This window comes from Dyella sp. 01L423, assembly GCF_056399945.1.
Map to the genome: position 1 here is coordinate 48,925 of NZ_JBFTSI010000003.1, position 12,091 is coordinate 61,015.

Consider the following 12,091-nt stretch of genomic DNA (forward strand, 5'->3'; position numbering starts at 1 on the left):
TACCTAAATACGAATGCTGTGATGGGCGATTAGCCCTGGTGGCCCTGGGAAGCAGGTGCGTCGGTTGCCTGCGCCGTGGCGGGCGCGGCAGCGGTGGAAGCCGCCGCCGGAGCGGCAGGCTGCGCCGGCGCCTGCGGCTTGTTCGCTTCGGCCTGCTGATCGGCCAGCCACTTTTCGAATTCGGCCTTCGGCAAGGCCTGCACCACGATCGGCATGAAGCCGTGATCCTGGCCGCACAGCTCGGCGCACTGGCCGCGATACACGCCCGGCTCGATGATGTTGGTCCAGGCGGCGTTGACGATGCCCGGGATGGCGTCCATCTTCCAGCCCAGCGCCGGCACCCACCAGGAGTGGATCACATCGCCGGCGGTGATCACGAAGCGGATCTTGGTGCCCACCGGCACCACCAGCGGCTTGTCCACGTTGATCAGATAGGTGTTGTAACCGTCGACCTTCACCTGGCTCGGATCGAGGCCCGAATGCAGCTGGCGCGTCTCGTCGCTCTCGCGATCGAGCTTGGACATGAAGCCGACCTTGTCGATCGCCTTGCCCTTGTACTCGACATAGTCGTAGCGCCACTTCCACTGGTAACCGGTGACCTTGACGGTCATCTCCGAACCGGTGGTGTCGGCGAACGTGCGCAGGCCGCCCGTGGCGAGATAGGCCAGCACGATCAGAATGATCACGGGGATGGTGGTCCACACGATTTCAAGCGTGGTGTTGTGCGACCACTTTTCGGCGACCGCGCCGCGCGATTTGCGGAAGCGGAACATCGCGATGAACATCGCGCCGAACACAAGGATGCCGATCACGACGCAAACGCCGAGGGCAACATTGTTAAGGAAATAAGCCTCGGGCGACCAGGTCGACGCGCCGCGGGTCATGTTCAACTGTCCTGGCTGCGGATTGGCCGAGGCCACGCCGCCGAACATGGTTAGAGCGAAGAGTGCGCTTGCCGCTGCTGCTCGCTTGATGCTGCCAGGCTTGATGCCGCCAGATGTCATGTTTGCACCTTTGTTGAACCTACCTGCGCTGCTGTTGGTTGAGCTCCGCCAGCAACACCATGAGTTTCCGTGACAGCTCGGCGCGCTCCTCTTCCCCGAGGAAGCTGCCGATTTCCAGTTCGCGTCCGTGCGACGTCAGCAGCAGACGCGCCCTCCCCTGACCGGACCGCAGTTTCACGCGCACCCAATACGTGGGAAAGCGCGCACTGCGACGACCTGGCAGGGATTGCACCTCCAGCGACGACTCGTCGAGGGTGATGCGTTCGCTGCGGTCGCCGGCCCGCCAGGCTACGCCTAAAGCGAAAGCCACCGCGGAAGACTCGACCAGTGCAAACAAAGGAGCGAAGACATTCCCCTGCCATGCTCCCAACACGGCCGTCGTCAGCGCCAGCGCCGCCAGAACTCCGATCACTCGACGCAGGTCGCGTCGGCTCAGTGCACGATTGGGCTTGAGCCACATCGTTGCGCACGGCAAGCCGGCTGCTGCTGGTCGAAGCACGATCATGAGAACCCGGCGTGCCTGGAACCCAAGCATGATAGGCCGCGACCGCGTCGGGGAGCAAGAATGACGCATGTGCTTGATTTGAAGCAGGGATGAATGCGCAAGGATGTGCGCGCGCACGCGATGAGGTACCCACACAACCGCCCATCCCCCTTGCGGAACGCATGCTTACACCACACCCGGCGTCGCTCGTAGCGACCAGCAAGGCTCGTATCGGGCAAGGTGCGACCGTTTGCCACGGGGTGCAGCCAGGGGATCTGACTCGTCATTCCAGCGAAAACTGGAATCCAGTGACTTTCAACGTTACAGAAGGCGCTGGATCCCAGCTTCCGCTGGGATGACGGTGAGGGTTGAATGCTGTGGGCGAGACGACCTTGTCTCCAGACGCAACCCTCTTCTCCCGGCAGCACCCCGCCCATATATATGTATGCGGCCGCGCCCGTACCGCACCGCAGCACCACGTACGGTCGCGTGCGTATGCCCCCACGCGTACAATCCCGCGATTCCCCGCCCCATCACGTTCCGGCTAAAACCCTGTGACACAACCTATTCTCAGCCCCGAATTGCCGACCGCTGTCGAGCCGGCACGCGCGCGCATCACCGCCAACTGGCTGCGCGACGAGACCGAAGCGGTCAACGACCTGCTGGCCCAGGCCACCCTGCCGCCGGTCGAGCGTGAAAAGGTGATCGACCTGGCCGCCGAACTGGTGAGCCGCGTACGCGCCCGCGCCAAGGACCAGAGCGCGGTCGAATCCTTCATGCGCCAGTACGACTTGTCGTCGGAAGAAGGCGTGCTGCTGATGTGCGTGGCCGAGGCGCTGCTGCGCATTCCGGACAAGACCACCGCCGACAAGCTGATTCGCGACAAGCTGGGCGATGCGAACTGGAAGAAGCATCTGGGCCAGAGCGAGTCGTTGTTCGTCAACGTCTCCACCTGGGGCCTGATGCTGACCGGCAAGCTGGTCACGCTGTCGGAAGAGACGCGCCACGATTTCACCGGTGCGCTGCGTCGCCTGGTGGGCCGCGCGGGTGAGCCGGCGATCCGTCTGGCCGTGCGCCAGGCCATGCGCATCATGGGCCACCAGTTCGTCATGGGGCAGACCATCAGCGATGCGCTGGACCGTTGCGCGCAGAAGGAATACGCGGTCTATCGCTATTCTTACGACATGCTGGGCGAGTCGGCTCTCACCAGCGAAACGGCCGAGCGCTACCAGCAGGATTACCGCAACGCGATTGCCGCGATTGGTTCGCGCGGTCCGTTTGCCAATCACACGGATGCGCCGTCGATCTCGGTGAAGCTCTCCGCGCTGCATCCGCGCTACGAGGTGGCCAAGCGCGAGATCGCGCGCCGCGATCTCACCGCCAAGCTGCTGGAACTGTCGCAGCTGGCGATGAAGAACGGCATCGCGCTCTCCGTGGACGCGGAAGAAGCCGATCGTCTCGAACTGTCGCTCGACATCCTCGGCGAGGTGTTTGCACACCCGTCGCTGGAAGGCTGGAACGGTCTGGGCATCGTGGTGCAGGCCTATGCCAAGCGCACGCCGTTCGTAATCGACTGGCTGATCGAAACCGCGCGCGCCAGCGGCCGCCGCTGGTATGTGCGCCTGGTGAAGGGCGCGTACTGGGACGCGGAAGTGAAGCGCGCGCAGGAAAACGGCCTCGCCGGTTACCCGGTGTATACGCGCAAGCCCAATACCGATGTGTCGTACCTGGCGTGCGCACGCAAGCTGTTCGACGCCGGCGTGGCGCTGATCTACCCGCAGTTCGCCACGCACAACGCGCATACCATCGCCGCCGTGCATCACCTGGCGCAGAACCGTCCGTACGAATACCAGCGCCTGCACGGCATGGGTACGGACCTTTACGCCGAAGTGATCGGCAAGCAGAACCTCAACGTGCCGTGCCGCGTGTACGCGCCGGTGGGCACGCATGAAGACCTGCTGCCTTACCTGGTGCGCCGCCTGCTCGAGAACGGCGCCAACACCAGCTTCGTCAACCGCGTGGTCGACGAATCGCTGCCGGTGCGCGAACTGGTCGCCGATCCCTGCGAGACCGTGCGCTCCTTTGCCTCCATCCCTCACCCGCGCATCCCCTTGCCGGTGAATCTCTACGGTGAACTGCGGAAGAATTCCATGGGCGTCAACTTCTCCAACGACAACGAACTGAAGGCCCTCGCCGAGGCGATCCAGAACAAGAGCGGTCCGTGGAACGCCGAGCCGCTGGTGCCGGGCGCCAAGAGCACCGGCGCCACCGTGCAGGTGACCAACCCGGCCGATCGTCGCCAGACCGTGGGCAGCTATGTCACCGCCGATAGCGCCACCGTCGACAAGGCACTGGCCAATGCGGTGAGCGCGCATCACGCGTGGGATCGCCTGCCGGCTGCCAGCCGCGCGGCGATTCTCGAGCACGCCGCCGAGCAGCTCGAAGCGCGTCGCGGCGAATTCATCGCGCTGTGCGTGCGCGAAGCGGGCAAGAGCTTGCCGGACGCCATCGCCGAAATTCGCGAGGCCGCCGACTTCCTGCGTTACTACGCGACCATGGCGCGCCGTCTGTTTGGCCATCCGGAACAGTTGCCCGGTCCTACCGGCGAGAGCAACCAGCTGTTCTTGAACGGTCGCGGCGTGTTCGTCTGCATCAGTCCGTGGAACTTCCCGCTGGCGATCTTCCTGGGCCAGGTCAGCGCGGCGCTTGCCGCCGGCAATGCCGTGATCGCCAAGCCCGCCGAGCAGACCAGCCTGATCGGCTACGTCGCGGTGAAGCTGCTGCATGACGCCGGCGTTCCCGCCGACGTGCTGCAGTACCTGCCGGGCGATGGCGCCACCGTCGGTGCCGCGCTGACGCGCGATCCGCGCGTGGCCGGCGTGGCCTTCACGGGCTCGACCGAAACCGCCTGGGCAATCAACCGCGCGCTCGCCGCCCGCAATGCACCGATCGCTGCGCTGATCGCCGAAACCGGCGGCCAGAATGCAATGATCGCCGACTCCTCCGCGCTGCCGGAACAGATCGTCAAGGACGTGATCTCCTCCGCGTTCCAGTCCGCCGGCCAGCGTTGCTCGGCTGCGCGCGTGCTGTTCGTGCAGGAAGACATCGCCGACAAGGTCAACGCCATGCTTGCCGGCGCGATGGCCGAGCTGAACGTGGGCGATCCGGGCCAGCTGTCGACCGACGTCGGCCCCGTGATCGACGAGGATGCGAAGAAGATCCTGGTTGACCATGCCGCGCGCATGGACAAGGAAGCGAAGAAGATCGGCGAAGTCGCACTCGATCCAGCCACCACCGGCAACGGTACGTTCTTCGCGCCGCGTGCCTATGAAATCCCGGGCCTGGCGACGCTGACCCGCGAGATCTTCGGTCCGGTGCTGCACGTGATCCGCTGGAAAGCCGACGAGCTGCCGAACGTGGTGGACCAGATCAACGCCACCGGCTACGGCCTCACGCTGGGCATTCATAGCCGCATCGACGACACGGTGGAGTTCATCCAGAGCCGTGCGCGCGTGGGCAACTGCTACGTCAACCGCAACCAGATCGGCGCGGTGGTCGGCGTGCAGCCGTTCGGCGGCGAAGGCCTGTCGGGCACCGGCCCGAAGGCTGGTGGCCCGCACTACCTGCTGCGATTTGCCGGCGAGCGCACGCTCACCATCAACACCACCGCCGCTGGCGGCAACGCCTCGCTGCTCACCATCGGCGAGTAAGCGCAACACGGGCCGGCGCAATCGCGCCGGCCCGCATGTTCGAAGGGAGCCCGCATGCGGCATGCTTGGCGACTGCTTGGTCTGTTCACCCTGGCGCTCATGCTCCGTCCGCTCCATGCAGCGGCATCGCAGAGCGGCGAGCAAGGCTTCGTCGCCACCCTGCAGCTGGGTCCCTCACCCGACGTCCATTACCTCGATGCTGCCGGCAAGCCGCTGGACTACGCCGCGTTTGCGCAACAGCTCGGCCAGGGCCGCAGCTACAGCAGCACGATCGACAGCAAGGCCAACGCCGCGATGCTGCGCCTGCGTCCGCCCGGTACGACCACAGGTGCAGGTCGGTTCTCGTTTGGGCGCGGCAGTGCCTTTCCGCCGTTCGAGTTGCCGTCGCTGAAGGGCGAGACCCAGCGGCTAAGCGATCTGCGTGGCCGCTATACGCTGGTGAGTTTCTTTTTCGCCGAATGCGCGCCATGCATTGCCGAAGTACCGGTGCTCAATGCCTATGCGCACGCGAACGGTGAGATGAATTTTGTCGCGATCACGTATGAAGACGCTGCCACCGCGCGCCAGTTCGTTGCGGATCGTGGTCTGACGTGGCCTGTGCTGCACGATGGACAGGCGTTGATCGACACGTTGGGCGTGAGCATTTATCCGACGCTGATGCTGATCGATCCATCGGGTCGCGTGGCGGGTGCGGCAGTGGGCATGTCGATGCGCGAAGGGCAGGACAAGCAGTTTGCGGATCTCACAGGGTGGGTGATGCAGTGGAAGAAGGCGGCGCAGCATCCTTGATGCGCTGGGTTTCCCCCTGTGGGAGCGCACCCTGTGCGCGACTGCGGCGCCGTGCCGGTAACGCTCCGCGAGGCTGTCGCGCACAGGGTGCGCTCCCACAACAAGCTATGGCGCCGTCACCAGCTCCAACGCCTCATCCGCCACCGGCTCCTTGAGCAAGATCTCGCAGTCGCGCTCATAGTTGTTCAACACACGCCACGGCAGTTCACGGCCCTGCTTCGGCAACACCGATGCACCACGCTGCACATAGCCGGAGGTAAGCGTCGCCATGATCGATTCACCCTGTCGCTCATCGTCCGGCGCACGCGGCGTCACCACGTCCGCGCCGCATTCGCGCATATAGGCAAGCAGGCGACACACGTATTTCGCTGCAAGATCTGCCTTGAGCGTCCACGGCGCGTTGGTATAGCCGAAGATGCAGGCGAAGTTGGGCGTGTCCTGCAGCAGCACGCCTTTGTAGGTGACCAGCTCGCCCATCACGCGCGGCTGTCCGTCCACCTGCAGGTTCATGCCGCCGAGGGTCTGCATGGTGAGTCCGGTGGCGGTGATGACGATATCGGCATCCAGTTCCTCACCCGACGTCAGCGTGATGCCGCGCTCGGTGAACGTGGCGATGCCACCGGTGACGACGGAGGCCTTGCCGCTCCTGATCGCCGCAAACAGGTCGCCGTCCGGCACCACGCACAGGCGCTGGTCCCACGGCTCATAGTCGGGCGTGAAGTGCCGCATATCGGCGCCCTCGCCCAACTGCCGCCGCACACCGGAGACCAGGAACGCGCGCACTTTTTCCGGCCAGCGTCGCGCCGCCTTGTAGATAAGTCGCGTGAGAAAAATATTCCGCCGCCGCGCCATGCGAAACACCAGCGACTTCGGCAGAAAGTTTTGCAGCACCGCGGAGATCTTGTCGTAGCTTGGCAACGACAGGATGTAGCTGGGCGAGCGTTGCAACATCGTCACGTGCGCTGCGTCTCCCGCCATGGCCGGCACCAGCGTGACCGCGGTGGCGCCGCTACCAATCACCACCACGCGCTTGTCGCGATAGTCCAGCCCGGGCGGCCACTGCTGCGGATGCACACACTGGCCCTGGAAGCTATCCACGCCAGGAAACGCCGGCAAATAGCCGCGATCGTAGTTGTAGTAGCCGGTGCAGACGATGAGGAAACGGCTGGTAAAGTCGCGCGTTTCGCCACGCGACTCATCGAGCACCTGCACGCGCCACTGGCCCTGTGCGCTCGACCACGACGAGGTGAGCACTTTCAAGCCGTAGTGGATCTTGTCATCCACGCCGTATTCGCGTGCGGTGTCGATGACGTAGTTGCGGATGGCTTCGCCGCCGGCCATCACATCCAGCGCATGCCAGGGGCGAAACGCGTAGCCGAAGGTGAACATGTCCGAGTCCGAGCGCACACCGGGATAGCGGAACAGATCCCAGGTGCCGCCCATGGCCGCGCGGCGCTCGATCAATGCCACGCGCAACTGCGGATGATCCATGGCGAGATGACATGCCATGCCGATACCGGACAGGCCGGCGCCGATGATCAGCACATCGAACGTCGTCGAAACCTCCTGATCCATGCATCCGTCTCCGTGGAGTGTCGCAGCGATTCAGGCAGCCAGCTTACGCCGCCGCTTGCGTGCTCAGTACGGCGTGGGTTCGATCAAGGCCTTCTGCGCGGAACACTGCGGGCTGGTCGCGCCCGGATTGGCCTCGCGGTAGGCGTCCAACTCCTGCCTGGCGTCGGCGAGGCTGGACTGGAACGCGGGCGATGCGTGCAGCACGGCCACCACGGCGGCGCCGTTCATCGCGCCCGCCTCGATCGCACTGAGATTGTGCACGCCGCAGACCACGCGGCTGTCCGCAAACGCGCGGGAGCGCAGCAGCAGGTCGGTGGCGCGATCGGGCGCCAGTTCGGCCAGCACCAGGCCCACCGCCCAGCCACGCGTGGCATGGCCGGAGGGATAGTCGAAGCTGTGCGCAAGCTGCACGGTGGACTGGCAGGTCGCGCCCTGGTCGATCAGAAACGGCCGCTGGCGCTGATTGGCCTTCTTGGCGGGTGCCGTGGAAGCATCCGCCGCATTGCTGGTCGCATCCACCAGCGCTGTCAGCTTGGGCAGCCTCGCGGCGTCCAGCGGCGCACCCATGGCGCAGCTGAAATCGGCCAGCAGCTTGGGCGTGGCGTAGTCCACGTCCTGCTGCGCCAGCAGCCAGCGCGGCGAGTCCTGCAGCTTGCGGGTGGCCAGGAACACCTGGCGGTCGGCCTCGTAGCGCGGCGTGCCGGCCTTGGGTGCGGCCGGCAGCAGTTCGGCTGTCTGCAGTGATGCAGCGACGGAGCGGGCGCTGGTGGGCGACACCTTGGCGACCGGGGTCTGCACCGGGGCACACGCGGCGAGTGGCACCAGGCCCAGCCAGGCGGCGCGGCGGCAGGCAAGCAAAAGCGTGTTCATCGGCGTTCTCCCCGGGCGGCGGCGGCGCCGGCCTTGTGCATTGCATAAGGCGTTGGCGGCGAGGCCATGATATAGATCAAGCGATCACGCCGGATCATCCGGCGCTCTCAGGGGTGGGAGCCACGTTTCATGACGTCCGCTGTCGTCAGCCAGGTCACCGACGATGCCGCTGCGGCGCCACTGGGCGCCGACGCGCGCTATACCGTGGCCGAAACGCCACCGAACATCCTGGTGCACCTGACCCAGCTGGCCCTGGCGCGCGGGCAACGCTGCGACGGCTGGTTCGCCGGCTCGGGGCTGACCCGCGAGCAATTGAACGACCCCACCCTGCGCGTTTCCTATCGGCAGGCGCATTCGGTGATCCGTCGCGCACTGCAGGCCACCGGCGAGCCCGGGCTGGGCCTGGCGGTGGGCCGCGCGGAGACACTCGGCAGCTTTGGCCTGCTGGGCCTGGCCATGATGACCTCGGCCACCTTCGGCGATGCCATGAAGGTGGGCATCGCCCACCATCGCGTGAGCGGCAGCCTGGTCGACGTGAGTTTCGAGGTGGTGAGTGCGCGCGAAGTGGCGCTGGCGGTGTGGCCGCGCTTCAATGACGCGCCGCTGCTGCCGTTCCTGTGCGAGGAATTGTTTGCCAGCTCGCTGGCGATCGCGCGCGAGCTGGCCGGTCCAGGGTTCCGTCCATTGCGACTGGAACTGACGTATCCACGCCCGGCGCACGTGCAGGACTATGCCGATTTCTTCCAGTGCGAGCTGCTATTTGGCGCGCGCCACAACCGCGTGGTGATTGCCGCGCAATGGCTGGAACATCCGCTGCCCTCGCACAACCCGCTGACGGCGCAACAGGCGCTGGCTCTGTGCACGCAACAGCACGATATCGAAGGACCGCAACAAGAAGTGGTCGCCTCGGTGGAGCGCCTGCTGCGCAGCCACCTTCGCCATCAGCCGCGCCTGCCGGACGTGGCGCGCATGCTCAATATGAGCGAGCGCTCGCTGCGCCGCCGGCTGGCCGAAGGCGGCCGCGTGTTCCGTGAAATCCACGACCGCGTGCGCGCCGAACGCGCGCTGGAACTGCTGCACGGCGGTTCGCTCAGCGTGGCCGAAATCGGTCTGGAAATCGGCTTCAGCGACCCGCGCGAATTCCGTCGCGCGTTCAAGCGATGGACCGGCATGCCGCCGCGTAGCGCGCGCCAGCACGCTGCCTGATATCCCAGCTGCGTCAGCTCGATTCATCCATCGAAGTCACCCCGCCACGCGCCAGCCATGCGGCGTAGTCTTCAGGCGTGTCGATGTCAAAGAATGCAGCTGGCAAGTTGAAGCCATCGACCGATGCTGCATGCCGTTGCAACAGTACGTGTGCTCCGGCCGCGCCATCCAGCGCCACCAGCTCGCTCGCATGACGCCACGGAAAAATGCATGGCGGACTGAAACGGCCCTCGTGCTGGCAGGCGAGGATGCGTTGCGGCGATTGCGCATGTCTTGCAAGCATGCGCGCAAGATCCGCAACCCGGATCGCGGGTTGGTCGGCCAGCAGCACCATCAATGAGTGAACCGGTGCCGCATCCATCACCAGCGCCTTGACACCGGCCGCGATGGAGCTTCCCATGCCGCTGGCCCAGTGGGCATTGTCCACGAAGTGGACGTCCAACTGATCGAGGCCGTCGATCACTTGCTCCGCTCGTGAACCAACCACCACGATCACCGGACGCAGCCCGGCCGCCAACGCGTTGCTGGCGATGCGCCTGACCATCGGTACGCCGTCGATGGATAGCAATTGTTTTGCACTTCCATAGCGACGGGCCTCGCCCGCTGCGAGGATCACCGCTGCCGTGCGGATCGATGGCGCGCTCACGGGTGAATGGACGTCTGCGTATGCACCAGCGATTCGCCGCTGCGACCATTGCGCAGGGCGAGAATTTCCGCGGCAATGGCCAGTGCGATTTCCTGGGGCGTCTCCGAGCCGATATCGAGTCCGGCCGGCACGTGCAGCCGGTCGTCGGCTTGCGGAAAGGCCGCGCGTACCTGATCCGCGCGCTGACGCGAGCCGATCACGCCGATATAGCGCACCGGCGCTGACAGCATTGGCGCGACATACGCCAGGTCGAGTTCCAGCCGGTGGGTCATGACCACGACCGAGGTCTGCGGGTCCAGCGGCAGATCCGCGATCAAAGCGGCCGGCGTCTTGACGATGCGCTGCACGCCATCGGGCGGCCGGTCGGCGTCTTCGCGCGTACTCACCATGGTGGTGCGCCAGCCGAGTTGATGGCCGAGCTGGGCCAGCAGGTTCGCACCAGCGCTATCACCCACGATTACTAACGCATGCGGCGGCCGTAGCGCTTCCAACAGTGCGTCGTAGCGTTGGCCTTCGTTATCCACCTGACGCGTGATGGCACTGCCCGAAGCGATGGCCTGTATCGGCAGATTCGCAAGAACCTGCTTCATGAGCGCAGGCTGCCCGATATTGGTCCACAGGCTGCCGCTGCCGCGAACCAGGCGCAGGGGGCGACGTGCAATGGCGCCGCCATCCACCGCGAACAGCGAGGCCATGACGCCGGGCAGGCGCTTCGTATGCAGTTCTGCAATGGCGTCGAGGAAGTGCAGGTCGCCCGCTTCGTGCCAAGGTTCGATCAGCACTTCGAGCTCGCCGCCGCAACCGGTTTCAATCATCACGTCGTAGTTGCTGTCGCGACCGTAGGCCACCAGCGCCGCCTCGGCGTTATCCATGGCATGTTGCGCACGCAACACGATATCCCGCTGCGGACAGCCGCCCGACAACTCGCAGACCATGCTGCCGTCGCGGTGCACCAGCATGCTCGCGCCGGCGCGGCGGAAGGTGGAACCGCGTGTGCGGGTGATGGTGACCAGGGCAGCCTCGCCCGTGCCCCGATCGAGCGTCAGCGCCTTGGCGGCACGGTAGAGCGAGTCGAATTCCTGGGCTACATTCATGGCGTGGAGTCAGCAACGCGGCACGTCGATGCTGCGTCAATGCCGGTGTTCCCCGCCAGTGCAGCGATGCTTGGTCGCGGGAACTCCCTTCACTTGTTCTTTCGTTCGGCGGGAGGAACATCGCCCTGGTCCAAGCGCCGCGCGACCTTGTCACCGCCCGTGGTCCAGCGTGTTGCACGAATACGGTGAACTCGTCTCGTCAAGGAGAGCCCGATGATCGTCCTTTCCATCAACGGCCAGGACACCCAGGTCGACGTACCTGAGGACATGCCGCTGCTGTGGGTCTTGCGTGATGTGCTGGGGCTCAATGGCACCAAGTTCGGCTGCGGCATGGCGCAATGCGGCGCCTGCACCGTGCATCTGGACGGCCAGCCCGTGCGTTCATGCGTGCTGCCGGTGACCGGCGCGGTCGGCAAGAAGGTCACTACCATCGAAGGACTCAACGCCACCGACATCGGCAAGCGCGTGCAACAGGCGTGGCTGGGCATCGAGGTGGCGCAGTGCGGCTACTGCCAGACCGGACAGATCATGTCCGCCGCCGCGTTGCTGGCAGAGAAACCCACGCCCACCGATGCGGATATCGATGCGGCCATGTCGGGCAACCTGTGCCGGTGCGGCACCTATGTGCGCATCCGCGCCGCCATCAAACAGGCGGCTACCGGTCAGCTGACGCTGCCGCAGACGATCGTCTGAGTGCGGCCACCTCGTTCCAT

10 protein-coding genes are annotated in these 12,091 nt (G+C 65.4%); 4 read left to right on the forward strand and 6 right to left on the reverse strand.

Annotation, left to right across the window (positions count from 1 at the left end):
- Positions 1 to 29: 29 nt before the first annotated feature.
- Together coxB and AC1DMY_RS11275 are read right to left on the reverse strand one after the other, a co-directional pair.
- On the reverse strand, positions 30 to 1,004 hold the full coding sequence (gene coxB, locus AC1DMY_RS11270) for a cytochrome c oxidase subunit II (protein ID WP_477165057.1): 975 nt from the start codon (positions 1,002 to 1,004) through the stop codon (positions 30 to 32).
- 19 nt (positions 1,005 to 1,023) lie between these two features.
- Entirely contained in the window at positions 1,024 to 1,464 is a 441-nt protein-coding gene (locus AC1DMY_RS11275; protein WP_477165058.1) for a DUF2244 domain-containing protein, read from the reverse strand.
- 578 nt (positions 1,465 to 2,042) lie between these two features.
- On the opposite strand from AC1DMY_RS11275, the gene putA reads away from it, so the two are divergent.
- Both putA and AC1DMY_RS11285 read left to right on the forward strand, forming a co-directional pair.
- Positions 2,043 to 5,198, forward strand: a complete 3,156-nt coding sequence (gene putA / locus AC1DMY_RS11280; protein ID WP_477165059.1) for a bifunctional proline dehydrogenase/L-glutamate gamma-semialdehyde dehydrogenase PutA — start codon at positions 2,043 to 2,045, stop codon at positions 5,196 to 5,198.
- Between the two features lie 54 nt (positions 5,199 to 5,252).
- A complete protein-coding gene (locus AC1DMY_RS11285; protein WP_477165060.1) occupies positions 5,253 to 5,987 on the forward strand; it encodes a TlpA family protein disulfide reductase in 735 nt (244 codons plus the stop codon).
- A 105-nt stretch (positions 5,988 to 6,092) separates the two neighbouring features.
- Here the strand turns inward: AC1DMY_RS11285 and AC1DMY_RS11290 are convergent, their stop codons facing one another.
- Entirely contained in the window at positions 6,093 to 7,562 is a 1,470-nt protein-coding gene (locus AC1DMY_RS11290) for a flavin-containing monooxygenase (protein ID WP_477165061.1), read from the reverse strand.
- A gap of 63 nt (positions 7,563 to 7,625) precedes the next feature.
- On the reverse strand, positions 7,626 to 8,432 hold the full coding sequence (locus AC1DMY_RS11295; RefSeq protein ID WP_477165062.1) for an acid phosphatase: 807 nt from the start codon (positions 8,430 to 8,432) through the stop codon (positions 7,626 to 7,628).
- A gap of 129 nt (positions 8,433 to 8,561) precedes the next feature.
- Here AC1DMY_RS11295 and AC1DMY_RS11300 point away from each other — a divergent pair, with 129 nt between their 5' ends.
- Positions 8,562 to 9,638, forward strand: coding sequence for an AraC family transcriptional regulator (locus AC1DMY_RS11300; protein ID WP_477165063.1), 1,077 nt, complete (start codon positions 8,562 to 8,564; stop codon positions 9,636 to 9,638).
- A gap of 13 nt (positions 9,639 to 9,651) precedes the next feature.
- On the opposite strand, the gene AC1DMY_RS11305 is transcribed toward AC1DMY_RS11300, so the two are convergent.
- Both AC1DMY_RS11305 and AC1DMY_RS11310 read right to left on the reverse strand, forming a co-directional pair.
- Entirely contained in the window at positions 9,652 to 10,284 is a 633-nt protein-coding gene (locus AC1DMY_RS11305; RefSeq protein WP_477165064.1) for a nucleotidyltransferase family protein, read from the reverse strand.
- Positions 10,281 to 11,378 (reverse strand): XdhC family protein, encoded by a 1,098-nt coding sequence (locus AC1DMY_RS11310; RefSeq protein WP_477165065.1) that lies wholly within the window; start codon positions 11,376 to 11,378, stop codon positions 10,281 to 10,283. The genes AC1DMY_RS11305 and AC1DMY_RS11310 overlap by 4 nt, the downstream gene beginning before the upstream one ends.
- A gap of 213 nt (positions 11,379 to 11,591) precedes the next feature.
- Between AC1DMY_RS11310 and AC1DMY_RS11315 the strand changes: the two genes are divergently transcribed.
- Complete coding sequence (locus tag AC1DMY_RS11315) at positions 11,592 to 12,071, forward strand: (2Fe-2S)-binding protein (protein WP_477165066.1); 480 nt, start codon at positions 11,592 to 11,594, stop codon at positions 12,069 to 12,071.
- Positions 12,072 to 12,091: the final 20 nt, after the last annotated feature.

What these genes read in the sequence shown, in the direction of transcription:
- coxB (WP_477165057.1), bottom strand. Translation starts at nt 1,004, where the DNA reads ATGACATCTGGCGGCATCAAGCCTGGCAGCATCAAGCGAGCAGCAGCG.
- AC1DMY_RS11275 (WP_477165058.1), bottom strand. Translation starts at nt 1,464, where the DNA reads ATGTGGCTCAAGCCCAATCGTGCACTGAGCCGACGCGACCTGCGTCGA.
- AC1DMY_RS11285 (WP_477165060.1), top strand. Translation starts at nt 5,253, where the DNA reads ATGCGGCATGCTTGGCGACTGCTTGGTCTGTTCACCCTGGCGCTCATG.
- AC1DMY_RS11290 (WP_477165061.1), bottom strand. Translation starts at nt 7,562, where the DNA reads ATGGATCAGGAGGTTTCGACGACGTTCGATGTGCTGATCATCGGCGCC.
- AC1DMY_RS11295 (WP_477165062.1), bottom strand. Translation starts at nt 8,432, where the DNA reads ATGAACACGCTTTTGCTTGCCTGCCGCCGCGCCGCCTGGCTGGGCCTG.
- AC1DMY_RS11300 (WP_477165063.1), top strand. Translation starts at nt 8,562, where the DNA reads ATGACGTCCGCTGTCGTCAGCCAGGTCACCGACGATGCCGCTGCGGCG.
- AC1DMY_RS11310 (WP_477165065.1), bottom strand. Translation starts at nt 11,378, where the DNA reads ATGAATGTAGCCCAGGAATTCGACTCGCTCTACCGTGCCGCCAAGGCG.
- AC1DMY_RS11315 (WP_477165066.1), top strand. Translation starts at nt 11,592, where the DNA reads ATGATCGTCCTTTCCATCAACGGCCAGGACACCCAGGTCGACGTACCT.